Annotated in this window: 19 protein-coding genes; 12 read left to right on the forward strand and 7 right to left on the reverse strand. The window is 61.0% G+C overall.

Annotated features, from left to right (window positions below; all coding sequences use genetic code 11):
- Positions 1–226: 226 nt before the first annotated feature.
- Both AB8A50_RS20495 and AB8A50_RS20500 read right to left on the reverse strand, forming a co-directional pair.
- Complete coding sequence (locus tag AB8A50_RS20495; RefSeq protein ID WP_439078754.1) at positions 227–529, reverse strand: hypothetical protein; 303 nt, start codon at positions 527–529, stop codon at positions 227–229.
- Between the two features lie 106 nt (positions 530–635).
- Positions 636–992 carry a hypothetical protein gene (locus AB8A50_RS20500; RefSeq protein WP_439078755.1) on the reverse strand — a complete coding sequence of 119 codons (357 nt, stop codon included), beginning with the start codon at positions 990–992 and terminating at the stop codon, positions 636–638.
- A gap of 278 nt (positions 993–1270) precedes the next feature.
- On the opposite strand from AB8A50_RS20500, the gene AB8A50_RS20505 reads away from it, so the two are divergent.
- Positions 1271–1483, forward strand: a complete 213-nt coding sequence (locus AB8A50_RS20505) for a hypothetical protein (protein ID WP_089263345.1) — start codon at positions 1271–1273, stop codon at positions 1481–1483.
- Between the two features lie 113 nt (positions 1484–1596).
- Here the strand turns inward: AB8A50_RS20505 and AB8A50_RS20510 are convergent, their stop codons facing one another.
- Together AB8A50_RS20510 and AB8A50_RS20515 are read right to left on the reverse strand one after the other, a co-directional pair.
- Positions 1597–3087, reverse strand: coding sequence for an NAD-dependent succinate-semialdehyde dehydrogenase (locus AB8A50_RS20510; RefSeq protein WP_089263343.1), 1491 nt, complete (start codon positions 3085–3087; stop codon positions 1597–1599).
- A 154-nt stretch (positions 3088–3241) separates the two neighbouring features.
- A complete protein-coding gene (locus tag AB8A50_RS20515; RefSeq protein ID WP_093757725.1) occupies positions 3242–3571 on the reverse strand; it encodes a hypothetical protein in 330 nt (109 codons plus the stop codon).
- A gap of 274 nt (positions 3572–3845) precedes the next feature.
- Between AB8A50_RS20515 and AB8A50_RS20520 the strand changes: the two genes are divergently transcribed.
- Complete coding sequence (locus AB8A50_RS20520) at positions 3846–5030, forward strand: serine hydrolase domain-containing protein (RefSeq protein ID WP_439078756.1); 1185 nt, start codon at positions 3846–3848, stop codon at positions 5028–5030.
- Positions 5031–5190: 160 nt separating this feature from the next.
- Here AB8A50_RS20520 and AB8A50_RS20525 read toward each other — a convergent pair whose 3' ends face one another.
- Entirely contained in the window at positions 5191–6192 is a 1002-nt protein-coding gene (locus AB8A50_RS20525) for an adenosine kinase (protein ID WP_439078757.1), read from the reverse strand.
- Between the two features lie 160 nt (positions 6193–6352).
- Between AB8A50_RS20525 and murJ the strand changes: the two genes are divergently transcribed.
- The 4 genes from murJ to AB8A50_RS20545 all read left to right on the forward strand — a co-directional run bounded on the left by murJ (position 6353) and on the right by AB8A50_RS20545 (position 10405).
- The gene (murJ, locus tag AB8A50_RS20530) at positions 6353–7906 is read left to right on the forward strand and encodes a murein biosynthesis integral membrane protein MurJ (RefSeq protein WP_439078758.1); all 1554 of its coding nucleotides are present in this window, start codon (positions 6353–6355) and stop codon (positions 7904–7906) included.
- Between the two features lie 88 nt (positions 7907–7994).
- Complete coding sequence (gene trpS / locus AB8A50_RS20535; protein WP_089263333.1) at positions 7995–9047, forward strand: tryptophan--tRNA ligase; 1053 nt, start codon at positions 7995–7997, stop codon at positions 9045–9047.
- Between the two features lie 157 nt (positions 9048–9204).
- The gene (locus AB8A50_RS20540; protein WP_089263331.1) at positions 9205–9699 is read left to right on the forward strand and encodes a universal stress protein; all 495 of its coding nucleotides are present in this window, start codon (positions 9205–9207) and stop codon (positions 9697–9699) included.
- Between the two features lie 136 nt (positions 9700–9835).
- Positions 9836–10405, forward strand: a complete 570-nt coding sequence (locus AB8A50_RS20545; protein WP_115032234.1) for a NifU family protein — start codon at positions 9836–9838, stop codon at positions 10403–10405.
- A gap of 73 nt (positions 10406–10478) precedes the next feature.
- Here the strand turns inward: AB8A50_RS20545 and AB8A50_RS20550 are convergent, their stop codons facing one another.
- Positions 10479–12158 (reverse strand): methyl-accepting chemotaxis protein, encoded by a 1680-nt coding sequence (locus AB8A50_RS20550; protein ID WP_439078759.1) that lies wholly within the window; start codon positions 12156–12158, stop codon positions 10479–10481.
- A 111-nt stretch (positions 12159–12269) separates the two neighbouring features.
- Positions 12270–12620 (reverse strand): hypothetical protein, encoded by a 351-nt coding sequence (locus AB8A50_RS20555; protein WP_439080065.1) that lies wholly within the window; start codon positions 12618–12620, stop codon positions 12270–12272.
- Between AB8A50_RS20555 and tsaB the strand changes: the two genes are divergently transcribed.
- From tsaB to AB8A50_RS20585, 6 genes are all read left to right on the forward strand, one after another.
- Complete coding sequence (gene tsaB, locus AB8A50_RS20560; RefSeq protein ID WP_439078760.1) at positions 12537–13232, forward strand: tRNA (adenosine(37)-N6)-threonylcarbamoyltransferase complex dimerization subunit type 1 TsaB; 696 nt, start codon at positions 12537–12539, stop codon at positions 13230–13232. The genes AB8A50_RS20555 and tsaB overlap by 84 nt on opposite strands.
- On the forward strand, positions 13232–13717 hold the full coding sequence (gene rimI, locus AB8A50_RS20565) for a ribosomal protein S18-alanine N-acetyltransferase (RefSeq protein WP_231081255.1): 486 nt from the start codon (positions 13232–13234) through the stop codon (positions 13715–13717). The genes tsaB and rimI overlap by 1 nt, the downstream gene beginning before the upstream one ends.
- Positions 13718–13759: 42 nt before the next feature.
- Entirely contained in the window at positions 13760–14212 is a 453-nt protein-coding gene (locus AB8A50_RS20570; RefSeq protein WP_068730031.1) for a Fur family transcriptional regulator, read from the forward strand.
- 13 nt (positions 14213–14225) lie between these two features.
- Positions 14226–14927: an HAD family hydrolase gene (locus tag AB8A50_RS20575; protein ID WP_439078761.1), complete on the forward strand. Its 702-nt coding sequence runs from the start codon at positions 14226–14228 to the stop codon at positions 14925–14927.
- 104 nt (positions 14928–15031) lie between these two features.
- Complete coding sequence (gene miaB, locus AB8A50_RS20580; protein ID WP_439078762.1) at positions 15032–16450, forward strand: tRNA (N6-isopentenyl adenosine(37)-C2)-methylthiotransferase MiaB; 1419 nt, start codon at positions 15032–15034, stop codon at positions 16448–16450.
- A 4-nt stretch (positions 16451–16454) separates the two neighbouring features.
- The gene (locus tag AB8A50_RS20585; RefSeq protein ID WP_439078763.1) at positions 16455–17510 is read left to right on the forward strand and encodes a PhoH family protein; all 1056 of its coding nucleotides are present in this window, start codon (positions 16455–16457) and stop codon (positions 17508–17510) included.
- Positions 17511–17569 lie beyond the last annotated feature (59 nt).

Genomic DNA, 17569 nt, shown 5'->3' on the forward strand with positions numbered 1-17569 from the left:
CGCGATATCGCGTATCGATGGCTACTATCATTCTAATCGCAATCGCGAGCCCCACCTTTGCGCAAGCGCCGAGCCAGGCGCAGCGTGACGCGATCAAGACGCAGTGTCGCTCGGATTACATCGCGCATTGCTCAAGCGTTCCTCCTGGTGGAGAAGCCTCGCTGCAATGCCTGCAAAAGAACATGGCTAGTCTTTCTGCGGGATGTGCGGGCGCGGTGCGCGCAGTTCAGGCGCCAACTGCGGCACCGAAGGCCACCGCGCCAACGCCTGCTGCAGCGCCCAAGACAGAAGCAACACCACCGGCTACCAAGCCCGCGCCCGCCACTGCCGCACCAAAGGCGGCAGTGAAAAGCACAGCCCCGCCACCTGCTGCGGCAGCCACAACCGCTACGCCTGCCGCCGCCGCTGCTCCTGCAGCCATCGTGCTGCGGCCGATGCGGCCACGCGAAGAATTGCTCGTGATGAGATCAGCATGCGGCGGCGACATCAGATCGCTCTGCGGCGGCATAGCGCCGGGTGGCGGCCGCATCGTGCAATGCCTGGCTAGCAACAGCGCATCACTTTCGCCGGCTTGCACCAGCGTTCTTGCGCCATTCGCTCAACGATGAACACGATGCGCCCGGAAATCGGCGGGATCACTCTCCACGGAAGGCCAAAATCAACTGGATCAACCGGACAGACAGAATGACGTAACAGAGCGACATGACGATCTGAAGCGCCACGTGCCATTCCAACTTTGCGAGCTTGTAGAGGCCATCGAGGAAATTCAGCAGCAACAAAACAATTCCGAACAGCATGACACCGCGACCGACAAGACCGTGGCGCAAATATCCAAACAGGACGATCAGGGGCTCATTGCTCGACACATGCGCCCCGGCCGAGATGATCAAAGTGCCGATCACCATCTTTTCGACGTGACTGAATATTTCCTTTGAAGCGGGCTCGATATGTCGACCGTGAAAAGTAAGCCACCTGGTTCTGAAATCCGACATGCTTTCTCCTGTTGAGATCAACACCGGGCGAAATCATCACATCGCATGTTTCTGGTCGGCAAGGATTTGTATTTACGAGATTGAATAAAAGTTCTGTCGGATCGAGACGCAAGGCGGCGTCGCAAGATTTCTCATTGACCACTCAGCCTTTGCGTCTCCTGCGAACTACTCTTTGCGCGTGAAGCCACTTCTCATTTGATCGTTCTTAATACCGCCTACTGAAGCCCACGAACCTTTCTTCGTTTTGTTTTGCCAACCAACACAGCCGGGAGATCACCATGCGTACTTTCTTGATGATGGTTGCAGCCGTTCTCGCATTCGGCACGACGATGACGTTTGAAGCCACCGACGCCAACGCCGTCGTCTGCGCACGCGGCGTTTACCGTGCCGGCTGCGCCGGCTATCGTGGCGCCGCGGTGGTGCGCCGCCCGGTGGCGGTCGCGTGCCGCACCGTCTGGGTCAATGGCGTGCGCGTACGTCGCTGCTACTGAGCGACGCTGGCTCGGCCAGCCCAAATGCAAATGCCCGGCACATCTAGCGAAGCTTGCTTCGCGCTGACCGGGCATGACGCATAATGAATTTTAATTGCGTCGGAGGCGACGCCTCAGATCCCTGACATCATGATGTATTTGATCTCAACATATTCTTCCATGCCGTGATGCGAGCCTTCGCGGCCCAAACCCGACTCCTTCACACCACCGAACGGAGCGACTTCGGTGGTGATGAGGCCGGTATTAACGCCGACCATGCCGGACTCCAGCGCTTCCGCAACACGCCAGACACGGCCGAGATCACGCGAATAGAAGTACGATGCCAGACCGAACGGCGAGGCGTTGCACATGGCGATGACGTCGGCTTCGTCCTTGAAACGGAACACCGGCGCCAGCGGGCCGAAGGTTTCTTCCTGCGAGACCAGCGCATCCGACTTCACATTGGCAAGCACCGTCGGCTCGAAGAACGTACCACCGAGCGCATGGCGCTTGCCGCCGGTGACGATCCTTGCGCCGCCCTTCACGGCATCAGCGATGTGACGCTCGACTTTCTCGATCGCCTTTTCGTTGATCAGCGGGCCTTGGGTGATGCCTTGCTCGGTGCCGTCGCCGACCTTCATGGCCGCAACTTTCTTCGCCAGCTTCTCGACGAACTGATCGTAGATGGCGTCCTGAGCGTAGAGGCGATTGGCGCAGACACAGGTCTGGCCCATGTTGCGATACTTCGACACGATCGCGCCCTCGACGGCGGCGTCGATGTCGGCATCATCGAACACCACGAAGGGCGCATTGCCGCCGAGTTCAAGGCCGAGCTTCTTCACACCGACCGAAGCCTGCCTGTAGAGGATCTTGCCGACATTGGTGGAACCGGTGAAGCCGACGAAGCGCACCGCAGGATGTTCGCAGAGCACGAGGCCGATCGCCGATGCGTCGCCGGTGATGATGTTCAGCACACCCTTCGGCACGCCGGCACGCTCGGCGAGTTCAGCCAGCGCGAGCGCCGACAGCGGCGTCTCGTTGGCAGGCTTGATCACCACGGTGCAACCGGCGGCCAGCGCCGGTGACACCTTGCGGGTGATCATCGAGTTCGGGAAATTCCACGGCGTGATCGCGCCGCAAACGCCGATCGGCTGCTTGATCGCCAACAGGCGTGCATCGGCACGCTGGGTCGGGATGGTCTCGCCATAGACGCGGCGGGCTTCCTCAGCGAAGAATTCGATATAGGCGGCGCCGATATCGACCTCGCCCAGCGCTTCGGCCAGCGGCTTGCCCTGCTCGGTGGTCAGGATCAGCGCGAGATCCTCGCGGTTGGCGATGATCAGCTCGAACCACTTGCGAAGGATGTTGGAGCGCTGCTTGGCGGTGAACTTGGCCCAGGCCGGAAACGCCTTTTCGGCGGCCTCGACAGCCTGCGTCGTTTCCTTGGCGCCCATATTGGGCACCTTGGCAATTTCAATCTCATTGACCGGATTGGTCACCGAGGTCTCGCCGGTGCCGACCCAGGCGCCGTCGATATAGCACTTGTCGCGCAGCAGCGAAGGATCCTTGAGGCGGTCGCGCAGCGAAGGGGCGGTGGACTGACGTGCGGCTGAGGTCGGTGACATGGGCGGTTCTCCTGCGGAAAGTGTCGCGAACGTATAGCCGCGGACTTGTAGAGGAGTATAGGCCCGAAAGCGCCCCTTGGCGGCGAATGGCAGCTATCGCCCGCAGGGGTATTTAACGCCCGAATTCAACAGTCGCAGAACGCCGCAAGCCCGATCAGGCCGCGCCGCGCATATAGGTCTCGCGCCGATCTATCATTCGCTCGAAAGCGATGCGGGCGTTGGCACGGGTGGTCGTGGAGAAGGTGCGGTATTCCAGTTCCGGCAGCATCGCTGCGTCGCTGCGACCGAACCAGGAAATAAACGATTTGGGCGGGGCCGAAATCTTCGCCAGCGCCTGCGCCAGATTTTCAGCCGCATCGAAAGCGAACAGGGCGCCGGTCTGCGCCACGCGAACTTCGAAAATTCCTGGACCGATCGGGGCCTCGATGCTCTCGCCACGGGAAGCGCGGGGATAATGTTTCCAGTCGGTCCAGTTCGCGATCATCGTCGGTCTCCGCAGCTGACACGCTGCACGTGTTACTCATGGTCTTACGGATTAGTGTCGGAAGGCGCTTTGACGTTCACGTCATTTTTTGAACACAGCTGCGCCAATTTCGTTCCAAGGCGCGATCGAACTCGCTCCCATGCCCGATATGGTTCCCCTCAGACGCTAAAACCAGCGCAAATGTAATCACATCCGCGAGACCGACGACCTCGCGCCCAAGTTGAATGTCCACGCCGGAAATCGGTAAGATCAAAGAAAATCGGGGAGGCAACGGATGTCAGTTCAAGCCGAGATTGACCGGATTCTGCAGCGAGCCAGTGAAACAGGCGCCATTCCCGGTGCCGTGGCGATAGCTGCGATGCGGAACGAGATTCTTTACCAAGGGGCGTTCGGCAAGCGCGACGCATCCAAGGATACCACCATCACGCCGGACAGCGTGTTCTGGATCGCCTCCATGACCAAGGCGATTACGGCCGCTGCAGCGATGCAGCTGGTGGAGCAGGACAAATTGACGCTGGACGCACCGCTGGCGACCATGCTTCAGGACCTCGCGGAAACACAGGTGCTGGATGGCTTCGACAGTGAGGGCACGCCAAGGCTGCGTCCACCGCGCCAACCGATCACCTTGCGGAATCTGCTGACCCACACCGCCGGTTTCTGCTACGACATGTGGAACGGCGACATGGTGCGCTATCTTGAGACAACCGGCATTCCGCCGTTTCGCTCCGGACTGAACGCCGCCATGAAGGCGCCGATCATGCGCGATCCCGGGACCCGCTGGGAGTACGGCACCAATATCGACTTCGTCGGTAAGGTCGTCGAGGCCGTCAGCGGCGAACGCCTGGACGCCTATTTCCAGAACCATTTGCTGGCGCCACTTGGGATGACCGACACCGCCTTCGTGATTGGCGGCGACCAGCGCAAGCGCCTCGTTGCCATGCACAGCCGCGGCGCCGACGGTGCACTGACCCCGATCCCGTTCGAGATCAAACAGGATCCGGAATTCTTCGCCGGTGGCGGGGGGCTCTATGGCACCGCCCCCGACTACATCAAGTTTACGCAAATGATGCTGAATAACGGGACCGGCAACGGCAATCAGATATTAAAGCCGGAGACCGTCGCGCTGATGAGCCAAAACCACATCGGCGAACTTGACATGACGCCGATGACCTCAGCAGTGCCGAGCGCCAGCAACAATGTCGACTTCCTTCCGGGTATCGACAAGAAATACGGCCTCAGCTTCATGATCAATACGGTGCGGTCAGCCGAAGGCCGCAGCGCCGGCAGCCTCGCCTGGGCCGGCCTCGCCAACACCTATTACTGGATCGATCCGGTGTGCGACGTCACCGGCGTCATCATGATGCAGGTGCTACCATTTGCGGATTCGACTTGTTTGAAGGTGTTTTCAGATTTCGAACGCGCCGTTTATGCGGGGCTGGGTGCGAAGAAAGCGGCGTGAGAGCCGCGATGCGCTGATCTCACCACGTCATGGCCGGGCTTGACCCGGCCATCCTCGACTTTCCTCTCTTGCCAAGACGTGGATGCCCGGCACATCTAGCGAAGCTCGCTTCGCGCTGGCCGGGCATGACGACAGAGAAGAAAGCCCAAGAAATGCAGCCTTAAACCGGCAACCCGTTCTTGCCCGCCAGGTCCTTCAGCGAAACCTGGGGACGCGCGCCGATATGCTGGATGACTTCAGCGGCGGCCATCGCACCGAGCTTGCCGGCATTTTCATAGCCGGCGTTGCGCACCAGACCGAACAGGAAGCCTGCCGCGAATAGATCGCCTGCGCCGGTGGTATCGACGAGCTTCTCGATCTTGTGTGCAGGCACCGCAACGATGCCATCGCCCGATGTCACGACACAGCCCTTCTCGCTGCGGGTGACGACGCCGAGCTTGGTGTCCTGGCCGAGCTGCTTGAGCGCCGCATCGAAATCCGTGGTTTCGTAAAGCGAGGTCAGTTCGGCCTCGTTCGCGAAGAGGAGATCGACGGTGCCGGACCGCATCAGGTCGAGAAACTCGGCACGATAACGACCAACGCAGAACGCGTCCGACAGCGTCAATGCGACCTGACGCTTGGCGTCATGGGCGATCTTCGAGGCCTTCACGAAGGCTTCCTTGGCGCTGGCGGGATCCCACAAATAACCTTCGAGATAGACGATCGACGAGGCCGCGACCGCAGCGGCGTCAATATCGTCGGGCGTCAGGTCCTGCGCAGCACCGAGATAGGTGTTCATGGTGCGCTCGCCATCGGGTGTCACCAGGATGTAGGAACAGCCGGTGGCCGGACCGCCGGTGGCGGGTTTGGTGTCAAACGCAACGCCGGCCGCACGGATGTCGTGGGTATAGAGCGTGCCGATCTGGTCGTCCTTGACCTTGCCGACATAGGCCGCGCGGGCGCCGAGGCTGGCGAGGCCGACGATGGTATTGGCGGCCGAACCGCCGGACATTTCGGTGGCAGGGCCCATCGCCTTGTAGATCGCAGCGGCGCGGGCTTCGTCGATCAGTGCCATACCGCCCTTGGTCATCTCATGCGCGGCGAGAAACTTGTCGTCGGCCTGCACCAGCACATCGAAAATCGCGTTGCCGATTCCGAGCACGTCATATTTTGCTGAGGTCATTAAGAATATCCCGTTGCGGCAATTGCGATGAGGCTGAAAATCCGTTTCAACTCGTCTCGCGGTCGCCCAAGTTGAGCCGTCGGTAAAGGCCGGTTTGATGGCTGCAGCGACTATCACGTTCTGCCCCGCGCCAGCAAGGACAGCCCCTTACGATGGTTCTATGATCCGTTCCATCCTGACCGTTTCCACGGGCACTTTGGCGTCGCGGTTGCTGGGCTTTGCCCGCGACGCAATGGTGGCTGCGCTGCTCGGTGCAGGCCCGATCGCGGATGCTTTTCTGGTGGCATTTCAGCTCGTCAACGTGATCCGGCGGCTGCTCACCGAGGGCGCGCTCAACGCGGCGCTGATTCCGGCCTGGCTGCGCATCCAGACGACGCAGGGCGCTGTCGCAGCCACAGCTTTTGCGGGTCGTGTGCTCGGCACCATCAGCGTTGCGCTGATGGTCGCGACGATCCTGCTCGGCTTTGCGATGCCGCTCGTGATCGCAATGCTTGCCCCGGGTTTCGTCGGCCAGCCGCCGCTGCAGCTCGCCGTCGAGAATGCGCGATTGATGCTGCCCTATCTCGCCTTCGCCGGCCCCGTCACTGTCATGATGGGACTGCTGAACGCGCAACAACGCTTCGCGGTGACCGCATTTTCGCCGCTGCTCTTCAACATCGCCCTGATCACCGTCATGGCCCTACTGCTAGTGTGGCGGCAAGAGCCAGACACTGCCGCTATGGCCATGGCGGCCACTGTAGGCATTGCCGGGCTGCTGCAATTGCTGATGCTGATCTTGCGGAAATCTGGCGGCAATCTGGCGGCGCCTTTGCGGCTGTCGCTCGGTAGCGAGATGCGCGGCTTCTTCCGCAAGGCACTGCCTGGCATGGTCGCCAATTCCGGGCCGCAGCTTCTCATCGTCACCGGCGCAATCATCGCATCGACGACTCCGGCTGCCGTGTCGTGGCTGTATTTCGCGAACCGCCTGATTGAACTACCGCTCGGCATCGTCGGCACGGCCATGGGCACTGTGCTGGTCCCCGCATTGACGCGCGCCGTGCGATCAGACGATCAAGCCGCCATCGCGCAGGCGGAATCGCGCGGGTTTGAACTCGCGATCGGTCTCGCATTGCCGGCTACGCTCGGACTGATGATATTGAGCCATCTCATCGTGCAGTGTCTGTTTCAACACGGCGCGTTCGGCGCGAGCGACACGGTCTCGACTGCAAGTGCGCTGATATGGTTGGCGCTGGGCTTGCCCGCGCAGGTGCTTGTGAAAGCTCTGTCGCCCGCCTTCTTCGCACGCGAGGACACGACGACGCCGCTGCTGGCGACGTTCGTCGGTTTGGTAATCGCAATCATCTCCGCACTGGTTTTGAATAACCCATTCGGTGCGAGCGGCATCGCAGCGGCGATCGCTCTGGCTGCGTGGGGCAGCGCGATCTTTTTGATCGTCCGGAGCGCAGCAGCTTTCGGCTTCTCACTCGACCATGATGCAAGACGCCGGCTGCCGATCATCGTCCTGTCCTCGCTGGCCATGGGCGGCCTGCTATGGCTCGCCGCGCATATTGTCTTGCCCTGGACGGCACAGGCCCACGGCCTGGTACGAGCGAGCTTGCTCGGCCTCCTGATCGTTGGCGGGCTGGCAATCTACGCCGCGTTACTGACGCTGACGGGGGCCGTGCGCTGGGCCGAGGTCCGCGGCGCCCTCAAGCGATCACCGGCGGCCGGCTAGGGCAGATTGGCAATGGACGCCGCCCGGCGCCTATGGCAAGTCACGCCCCTTGGCCCGCATTCCACCACGGGCACACAGGAACTAGACGATGGCTTTTACTCAACGGGTTTTTTCGGGCGTCCAGCCGACGGGCAATCTGCACCTCGGCAACTATCTCGGCGCGATCGTGAATTTCGTCAAACTGCAGGAGACGCATAATTGCATCTACTGCGTGGTCGATATGCATGCCGTCACCGTGCCGATCTCCGTGTGGGGCGGACCCGATGAATTGCGCCGCAACACCCGTGAAGTGACCGCCGCCTTCATCGCCTCGGGTATCGATCCGAAAAAGCAGATCATCTTCAACCAGAGCCAGGTCTCCGGCCATGCCGAGCTGGCCTGGATCTTCAACTGCGTCGCCCGCCTCGGCTGGCTGAACCGCATGACCCAGTTCAAGGAAAAGGCCGGTAAGGACCGCGAAAACGCGTCCGTGGGTCTCTATGATTATCCAGTGCTGATGGCTGCGGACATTCTGCTATATCGCGCCACGCACGTTCCGGTCGGCGAGGACCAGAAGCAACATCTCGAACTGTGCCGCGACATCTCGCAGAAGTTCAACAACGATTTCTCCGAGTCCATCGCAACGCAGGGCCATGACGGCCCTTACTTCCCGATGCCCGAGCCTGTCATCACTGGCCCGGCCACGCGGGTGATGAGTCTGCGCGACGGCACCAAGAAGATGTCGAAGTCGGACGCCTCGGACAATTCGCGCATCAACCTCACGGATGATGCCGACACCATCGCGCAGAAGATCCGCAAGGCGAAGACCGATCCGGAACCATTGCCGTCAGAAGAGAAGGGCCTTGAGCCACGTCCCGAGGCCGATAATCTCGTCGGCATCTATGCCGCACTGTCCAATCGGTCGAAGGCTGACATTCTCACAGAATTCGGCGGCGCGCAGTTTTCGGGCTTCAAATCGAGCCTTGTCGATCTCGCTGTCGAAAAACTGTCACCTATCGCCGGCGAGATGAAGCGGCTGACGACATCCGATCTGACCTATGTCGATCAGGTTCTGGCCGATGGCGGCGAACGCGCCGGCGTCATTGCCGCCGAAACCATCAAGTCCGTGAAGGACATCATCGGCTTCGTCCACAAGCGGTAATTTTCGCTATCGCATTCCTTTTCTCCGCCACAATCGACGCGACGCAAGTCATCCTTGCGTCGCGCTTGTCGAACGCCGCTGCGCCGTGGCAGCATGACGTCATTGCCAAGCCGCTCACATTCTGGCGCATCAGACGCGCCACAGCATCGGGACATGCATGAGCACCCAGCGACGTAGTTATGAAAGCGGCCACAAGCCGAAATGCCTCGTGGTCGTCGATGACAGCGAGGAATGGGACCGCGCAGTGTATTACGCCAGCCGCTGGGCCATTCGTGTCGGTGGCGGCGTGGTGATGCTGCGCATCATCGACACCGAAGATCGCAACCAGCAATGGCTCGGCGTTGCCGATGTCATGAAGGCCGAAGCGGAAGAAGGTGCCAATGCCGCGCTGGACCGCGCCTCAGGCCGCGCCAATGGCATCGCCGCCATCACCCCTGAACGCGTGATCCGCGAGGGTGATCCCACCGAGCAAATCCTCGACGTGATTGACAAGGACGTCGACATTTCCATGCTGGTGCTGGCTGCATCGGCCGGCGCGGAAGGCCCCGGCCCGATCGTCACCATGATGGCCAAGCTGGTCGGCTCGTTTCCGGTGCCGGTCGTCATCGTGTCGGGCGCCCTGAGCGACCTCGACATCGACGCCCTGTCGTAACCACCCTTTCGGACGGCTAAGGGACTGCGAAATAGGCCGAATTCGGCGATTTCGCGCCTTGATCGTGCGTTTTTCGTCGCCATCTGCTAGGGGATACTCACGCGCCGGCCTTGAACCGGCGACGCAGGAGAGACCGATGTTCATCCAGACCGAAGCTACCCCCAATCCCGCCACGCTGAAGTTCATTCCCGGCCGCGACGTGCTCGACAGCGGCACCATGGAATTCACCTCACCGGAAGCCGCAACGCGTTCGCCGCTGGCCGAAAAGCTGTTCGCCGTGAAGGGCGTCACGTCAGTGTTCTACGGCTCCGACTTCGTCACCGTGACCAAGGACGACAGCGACTGGCAGCACCTCAAGCCGGCGATCCTCGGCGCCATCATGGAGCACTACATGTCCGGCGCGCCGCTCATGGCCGACGGCAGCGTGAAGGGCGATGTGATCTCCGACGACGAGGAAGAATTCTTCAATGAGGAAGACGCCGAGACAGTCGATACGATCAAGGACCTGATCGAGACCCGCGTGCGCCCGGCCGTGGCCAATGACGGCGGCGACATTACTTTCCGCGGCTTCAAGGACGGCATCGTTTATCTGAACATGAAGGGCTCGTGCGCCGGCTGCCCGTCATCGACAGCGACCCTGCAGCACGGCATCCAGAACCTGCTGAAGCACTTCGTGCCGGACGTTGTCGAAGTCCGCCCGATGTAAGTTCGGTCGCACCGCGACACATAAAAATGCCCGGGACAATCCCGGGCATTTTCGTTTCTGGAACAGCCTTCGTTTAGCGGCCGATGCTTGCGGCTTCTTCGGCGGCGCGCTGCATGCTCGATGACATTTCGTTCGTCACCGTGCTCTGCTCTTCGACGGCAGCCGCCGTTGCGGTGACATATTCGCTGACGTTCTGGATTTCCTGCTTGATCGCGTTCAGCGCATCGACCACATCGCTCGAAATACCATTGAGGCTGCCGATCTCGCTGGCGATCTTATCGGTCGCCTGCTTGGCCTGGTTGGCCAGATTTTTCACCTCCGATGCAACGACCGCAAAGCCACGACCGGCTTCGCCGGCACGCGCCGATTCGATGGTGGCATTCAGCGCCAACAGGTTGATTTGTCCGGTGATGTTGCCAATCAGCTCGACGATCCCGCTCATCGCCTGCGCTGCCGTGCTGAGACGCTGCGCTTGATCGTCCGCCAACTCGACCTTGCCCACGGCAGACATCGCCGTGGTCTTTGATTTCATCATCGCTTCAGAGATTTCGCGCACCGACGCGTTCAGTTCCTCGGCGCCGGCGGCGACCGATTCCATCATCGCCCGCACGCGTTCGCTCTTCATGCGCGCGATCACCTGCGCCGTGGTGTCGGTGGCATACTTTACGACCTTGTAGGGCTTGCCATTGAGATCGAGGATCGGATTGTACGAAGCCTGTATCCAGACTTGTTTGCCGCCCTTACCGATCCGCTGGTACTCCGCCGCCTGATAGTTACCCCGCTTGAGCGCCGCCCAGAATTCGCGATAGTCCGCACCGTCGCGCTCATTCGGCACAACGAACATACTGTGGTGTTTGCCCTGTATTTCCGAGAGCGCGTAGCCGAGCACGCCCAGAAAATTCTCGTTAGCGCTGAGAACGATGCCATCCATGCTAAATTCGATCACGGCCTGCGACTTGCCGATGGCCTCGATCTGACCTGAGAAATTCGCCGCGCGCAGCTTCTGTTCGGTGACGTCGGACGCGAACTTGACCACCTTGATTGGCTGGCCTGTCTCATCAAGGATTGGATTGTAGGTTGCGAGAATCCAGACCTCTTTGCCGTTCTTGCCGATCCGCTTGTATTCGGCGGCCTGATATTCACCACGATTGAGGCTGGCCCAGAATTCGCGATAGGCCGCGCCGTCGCGAGTTGCCGAATCGACAAACATGCTGTGATGTTTGCCTTCGATTTCCGCGAGATTGTAACCCATGACATTCAAGAACAAGTCATTGGCCGTGACAATCGTCCCATCGAGCTTGAACTCGATGACAGCCTGCGAACGACCGATGGCTGCGATCTTGCCGGCATCGTCCATACTGCGGATTTTCACTGCAGTTGTATCCATGGCAAACTTGACGATTTTCAGGGGCTTGCCATCATTCCCAAGGATCGGGTTGTAGGAACCCTGGATCCAGACTTCCTTGCCACCTTTGCCGAGACGCTTGAACTCGCCGGCCTGGTACTCGCCGCGATTGAGGTTGTTCCAGAACGTGCGATATTCCGCGCTGCTCTTCATCTCCGGCGTCACGAACATGCTGTGGTTCTTGCCGACGATTTCTTCCAGCGTATATCCAAGGGCGGACAGGAAGTTTTGATTGGCTCCAAGGATCGTGCCGTCAGCGCTGAACTCGATCACCGCTTGCGATTTTTTGATCGCTGCCGCCAGGGCCAGCCCCTCGCGCGCCCCTGAACTGCTCAACCAATGCAGCATCGAATCGCCTCCCATAAATATAATCGTATTCAAAAAATTAGACGAATAATTTCAGCCCGCATGAAAGCCACGCGCATCCGCGAAATGTCGCTTCCGAACGGTATGCTTATCTCATCGATCTCCGAAGAATTTATTAAGTGAAGCTTTTAGCCAGAGCGAAACTGAAGCTGTCCACGGGCGCATTTCGCTCACGGGAACTTTCACGATCTCGCTATCGTATCTTGTGAAAATATCTTTATGAGAAAGCGAGTAGTGGATGCACGCTAAAGCTGCCGCCCCCTCTCCGGCAGCAACGCGAATCACAGCACCATTGCGCGTGGAGCGATATTCTGCGAGTGGCAGGCGCAAACCCTCGCAAGCCGTGGTAGCGTCTCTTTTATGTTGATCCTTGCCATTGATACCGCCCTTGACGCCTGTGCCGCAGGTGTGCTCGACACCCGCACCAGCAAGCTCATTGCGCATGAGTCCATGCCGATGAAGCGCGGTCACGCCGAAGCGCTGATGCCGTTGCTCGGGCGCGTCATGGCGGATTCCGGCATTGCCTTCGCCGACCTCGACCGCATTGCCGTCACCACTGGTCCGGGCAGCTTTACCGGCCTGCGCGTCGGCCTGGCGGCGGCGCGCGGCATTGGCCTGGCGGCGAGCAAGCCCGTGGTCGGCATCACCACACTGACGGCCTATGCGGCACCCGTCGTCAGTGAGAACATGGATGCGCCTGTCATCGCCGCCATCGATGCGCGGCATGACCATGTCTATTTCCAGGTCGTCAGCGGTAACGGCACCTCGCTGGTGCGGCCAGGCGTCATCCCCATCCACGAGGCCCTTGAGGCCGCACAGTTCGGCGCACCGTATCTGGTCGGAAATGCCGCCGAGATCATTGCCGCGCGCTGGCCGTCCGATGCACCGGCGCCGCTGCGCGTCGATATGCAACCCGCTCCCGAAATCTCATGGGTGGCATGGCTTGGCGCCGCGGTGAATCCGGAGACCGCGCTGGCGCGTCCCTATTATCTGCGCGCACCCGACGCCAAGCCGCAAAGCAGCCTGATGCAGCAGGCCGCACTAGCCGCATCATGATGCCGGCCTGGTGGTCGCGCCTGTTCGGCCACGGCAATGCTGTGGTAGAGCCCGCCACGCTGCGCGACGCGCGACAACTCGCGCAGTTGCATGCCGCATCCTTCCATCGCGGCTGGGGTGCCGGGGAATTCGAACAGATGCTGCGCGAACAAAACACCCTCGTGCATCGGCTCAAACTGCGCGGCCGCCTCATCGGCTTCGCCGTCTCACGAATCGCCGCCGATGAAGCCGAGATTCTCTCCGTTGCCGTGTCGCCCGCTCATCGCGGCCGCGGCCTGTCGCGCGACCTGTTCCTCACCCATCTCGGTCATCTGGCCGGTCGCGGCGTGCGTACCGTGTTCCTCGAAGTTGAGGAAAACAATCAACCGGCGCGGCGGCTTTATGACAGAACCGGCTTCGCAGTCGCGGGACGCCGCGAACGCTATTACAAGGAAGCGGATGGAGCGGAATTGAATGCGCTGGTGATGCGGCGCGACTTGTCCTGACGCCTGCGGAGTGGCAAAAGAAGCCACGATGGGATCCGGATCATGACTGCACTGAAATCATCTGCGATGAAGTCTGCTGGTATCGAGGCGCGCTGCGCCGCGACCGGCATGCGCATGACGGAGCAGCGCCGCGTGATTGCGCGCGTTCTGGCGGAAGCCGACGATCATCCCGATGTCGAGGAACTGTATCGCCGCTGCGTTGCGGTGGATGACAAGATCTCGATCTCAACGGTGTATCGCACGGTGAAGCTGTTCGAAGACGCCGGCATCATCGAGCGTCACGATTTTCGCGAAGGCCGCGCGCGCTACGAGACGATGCGTGACAGCCATCACGATCATCTGATCAACTTGCGTGACGGCACCGTTATCGAATTCACGTCTGAAGAAATCGAGAAATTGCAGGCTGAAGTCGCCGCGAAGCTCGGTTACAAGCTGGTCGATCACCGGCTGGAGCTGTACTGCGTACCGCTCGACGAGGACAAAACCACCAAGTGAGCGAATCAACCAAGTGAGTTCAGTTTCTTCGCGCTTCGATCTCGTCATCTTCGATTGTGACGGCGTGCTCGTCGACAGTGAGTCCCTCGCCTGCGTCGTCCACGCGGATGTCCTGACGCAGTTCGGTTATCCCATCACCGCCGATCAGGTGCATGAGCGTTTCCTCGGCCGGTCCGCGCGCGAGGCGCGCCTGGAAGTCGAGACCGAGCTCGGCCGCGTGCTACCCGATGACTACACCGCGACGCTGAGAGCCACGATCGACGAGGTATTCGGCGCAAAATTGCAGCCGATCCCGCATATCGCCGAGACACTCGCAATATTGTCACATCCGGTTTGCGTAGCGTCCTCGGGCACACCGACACGCATTCGCAGCAGCCTCACCACGACCGGGCTCGACCGTTTCGATCCGCATCTGTTTTCCGCTCTGCAGGTCGAGCGCGGCAAGCCGCAGCCCGACCTGTTTCTGTTTGCCGCCGCGCAAATGAATGCCGCACCCAACCGCTGCGTGGTCATCGAGGACAGCATTCCCGGCGTGACGGCGGGGGTCGCAGCCGGCATGACCGTATTCGGCTATCACGGCGGCGGCCATTGCAGCCCGGCCACCGCGGCAGCCCTGACGGCCGCTGGAGCCCATCTCGTATTCGACGATATGCGGCAGCTCCCTGGCCTGGTGGCCAGGGGCGCACTGGCTGGCGAGCCCGTCGGCCTCGCCTAAGCCATTGCGAGCACTTATATTTTGCAGAAATGCTGGATTTTCCGGACGTTAGCCTATAATTGAGCGCTGCGCAGCAAGCGCATTTCCAGCCCATTACAGGTTCCATGACCGCGCCGCGTAAGCTGCATATCAAATCCTACGGCTGCCAGATGAACGTCTACGATGCCCAGCGCATGGTGGACACGCTGGCGCCTGAAGGCTTCGTCGAGACGGCCAATGTCGACGACGCGGATCTGGTGATCCTCAACACCTGCCACATCCGCGAGAAGGCGTCCGAGAAGGTCTATTCGGAGCTCGGCAAGTTGCGCGTCGCCAAGGCGGAAGCCGCGCAGGCCGGACGCAAGATGAATGTGGTCGTCGCCGGCTGCGTCGCGCAGGCCGAGGGCAACGAGATCATTCGCCGCGCGCCCGTTGTCGATGTCGTGGTCGGGCCGCAGAGCTATCACAACCTGCCGGCGCTGCTGAAGCAGGCGAAAGCCGGCGGCCGCGCGCTGGACACCGAATTTCCGGTCGAGGACAAGTTCGGCTTCCTGCCGCCGCCGAAACCGGCAGCGATTCGCGCCCGCGGCATTTCCTCTTTCGTTACCGTGCAGGAAGGCTGCGACAAGTTCTGCACCTTCTGCGTGGTGCCCTATACCCGTGGCTCCGAAGTCTCGCGCCCCGTGGCGAAAATCATCGACGACGTGCAGCGGCTCGCCGACAACGGCGTGCGCGAGATCACGCTGATCGGCCAGAACGTCAACGGCTATCACGGCGAGGGCCCCGACGGCCGCCCGTGGGCGCTGGGCACGCTGCTCTATCGCCTCGCCGAGATTCCCGGTATCGCCCGACTGCGCTATTCGACCAGCCATCCCCGCGATGTCGAGGACACGCTGATCGCGGCGCATCGCGATTTGCCGGAGCTGATGCCGTTCGTGCATCTGCCCGTCCAGTCCGGTTCCGACCGGATTCTGGCGGCCATGAACCGCAAACATACAGCCGAAGATTATCGCCGCGTCATCGATCGTTTTCGCGACGCGCGGCAAGACATTGCTTTTACTTCTGATTTCATCGTGGGCTTCCCGGGCGAGACCGAGGAAGATTTTGCAGCCACGCTCGCGCTCGTCACACAAATCGGATACGCTGGCGCTTATTCGTTCAAGTATTCGCCGCGTCCGGGAACGCCGGCCGCGGATTTGCAGGAGACGGTGTCACAGGCTGACATGGACGAGCGATTGGTGCGGCTTCAGAACCTGATCGACAGCCAGCAATCGGCCTTCAACGCGGCCACGATTGGACGCACTGTGGATGTGCTGTTCGAACGCCCCGCGCGCAATCCCGGCCAGATCGTCGGTCGCACCGCTTACCTGCAGCCGGCCCATGTGATGGCTTCTGACGACATCATCGGCCAGGTGCTTCCGGTCACCATTGAGAGCCTTGAGCGCTATAGCCTGCTCGGCAGCCTCGCATCACCTCCAGTTGCTAGTTCTCCAGTACCACCAGTGTTGCAGCCAGTCCGTTCTCACACCGTCACGGGAGCCTGAATTCTTGGCCAAAAGCGCATCGGATTCGTCTACGCTCGCTGTTCGCAAACTCGATACTCCACCGCAGGCCGAGACGCAGGTCGTCATCGACTTTGATGACAACCGGGCGGCCTCTTCGCTGGTCGGGCCTTATGGCCAGAACCTCGCGATCATCGAACGCCGGCTGAATGTCGTCGTCGATTCCCGCGGCAACCACATCACCCTCACCGGTACCCGCGACGCCTGCGATGCCGCCCGGCGCGTGCTCGAAACGCTCTATGCGCAAGCAGTACAGGGCCATGACCTTGCCCCCGGCGATGTCGAAGGCACGATCCGCGCGACGCTGGCACAAGGCACGCTGTTTCCGTTCGATCCCAAGGGGTCGAAAGCAGCCGCCTCGAACTTCGACACCATCAATCTGCGCAAGCGCCCGGTGCGTGCCCGCACCGCGACGCAGGACGCCTATATCCGCGCGCTGAGAAGCAACGAACTGGTGTTCGGCATCGGCCCTGCCGGTACCGGCAAGACCTGGCTCGCAGTCGCCCAGGCGGCGATGCTGTTCGAGCGCAAGGAGGTCGATCGCATCATCCTGTCGCGTCCGGCGGTGGAAGCCGGCGAAAGGCTCGGCTTCCTGCCCGGTGACATGCGCGAGAAGGTCGATCCCTATCTGCGCCCGATCTATGACGCACTCTATGACCTGATGGACGGGCGCATTGTCGAGCGCGCGTTGCAGACCGGCGAAATCGAAATCGCGCCGCTTGCGTTCATGCGCGGTCGCACGCTGACCAATGCCGCAATCATTCTCGACGAAGCGCAGAACACCACCTCAATGCAGATGAAGATGTTTCTGACGCGTCTGGGCGAGAACAGCCGCATGATCATCACCGGAGATCCCTCGCAGGTCGACTTGCCCAACGGCCAGACCTCGGGTCTCGCCGAGGCCGCGCGTCTGCTCGACGGCGTGCAGGGTATCTCGCAGGTGAAATTCACCGGCGAAGACGTCGTCCGCCACGAACTCGTGGCCCGCATCGTCGCCGCCTACGAAGGAACGCCGCAGAAGGCGGCTGCTACAAAGACCTGATGACACACTCATACGCTGACGGCGGACCCGGGATCGGGTCCGTTCGCGAAAGAAGTTCG

Origin of the sequence: Tardiphaga sp. 841_E9_N1_2 (assembly GCF_051811065.1) — a bacterium.
GTDB lineage: Bacteria > Pseudomonadota > Alphaproteobacteria > Rhizobiales > Xanthobacteraceae > Tardiphaga > Tardiphaga robiniae.

What these genes read in the sequence shown, in the direction of transcription:
- AB8A50_RS20515 (WP_093757725.1), bottom strand. Translation starts at nt 3,571, where the DNA reads ATGATCGCGAACTGGACCGACTGGAAACATTATCCCCGCGCTTCCCGT.
- AB8A50_RS20550 (WP_439078759.1), bottom strand. Translation starts at nt 12,158, where the DNA reads ATGCTGCATTGGTTGAGCAGTTCAGGGGCGCGCGAGGGGCTGGCCCTG.
- AB8A50_RS20505 (WP_089263345.1), top strand. Translation starts at nt 1,271, where the DNA reads ATGCGTACTTTCTTGATGATGGTTGCAGCCGTTCTCGCATTCGGCACG.
- AB8A50_RS20570 (WP_068730031.1), top strand. Translation starts at nt 13,760, where the DNA reads ATGACTGCACTGAAATCATCTGCGATGAAGTCTGCTGGTATCGAGGCG.
- AB8A50_RS20540 (WP_089263331.1), top strand. Translation starts at nt 9,205, where the DNA reads ATGAGCACCCAGCGACGTAGTTATGAAAGCGGCCACAAGCCGAAATGC.
- AB8A50_RS20525 (WP_439078757.1), bottom strand. Translation starts at nt 6,192, where the DNA reads ATGACCTCAGCAAAATATGACGTGCTCGGAATCGGCAACGCGATTTTC.
- rimI (WP_231081255.1), top strand. Translation starts at nt 13,232, where the DNA reads ATGCCGGCCTGGTGGTCGCGCCTGTTCGGCCACGGCAATGCTGTGGTA.
- tsaB (WP_439078760.1), top strand. Translation starts at nt 12,537, where the DNA reads ATGTTGATCCTTGCCATTGATACCGCCCTTGACGCCTGTGCCGCAGGT.
- AB8A50_RS20500 (WP_439078755.1), bottom strand. Translation starts at nt 992, where the DNA reads ATGTCGGATTTCAGAACCAGGTGGCTTACTTTTCACGGTCGACATATC.
- miaB (WP_439078762.1), top strand. Translation starts at nt 15,032, where the DNA reads ATGACCGCGCCGCGTAAGCTGCATATCAAATCCTACGGCTGCCAGATG.
- AB8A50_RS20555 (WP_439080065.1), bottom strand. Translation starts at nt 12,620, where the DNA reads ATGCGCAATGAGCTTGCTGGTGCGGGTGTCGAGCACACCTGCGGCACA.
- AB8A50_RS20495 (WP_439078754.1), bottom strand. Translation starts at nt 529, where the DNA reads ATGCGGCCGCCACCCGGCGCTATGCCGCCGCAGAGCGATCTGATGTCG.
- murJ (WP_439078758.1), top strand. Translation starts at nt 6,353, where the DNA reads ATGATCCGTTCCATCCTGACCGTTTCCACGGGCACTTTGGCGTCGCGG.
- AB8A50_RS20520 (WP_439078756.1), top strand. Translation starts at nt 3,846, where the DNA reads ATGTCAGTTCAAGCCGAGATTGACCGGATTCTGCAGCGAGCCAGTGAA.
- trpS (WP_089263333.1), top strand. Translation starts at nt 7,995, where the DNA reads ATGGCTTTTACTCAACGGGTTTTTTCGGGCGTCCAGCCGACGGGCAAT.
- AB8A50_RS20545 (WP_115032234.1), top strand. Translation starts at nt 9,836, where the DNA reads ATGTTCATCCAGACCGAAGCTACCCCCAATCCCGCCACGCTGAAGTTC.
- AB8A50_RS20510 (WP_089263343.1), bottom strand. Translation starts at nt 3,087, where the DNA reads ATGTCACCGACCTCAGCCGCACGTCAGTCCACCGCCCCTTCGCTGCGC.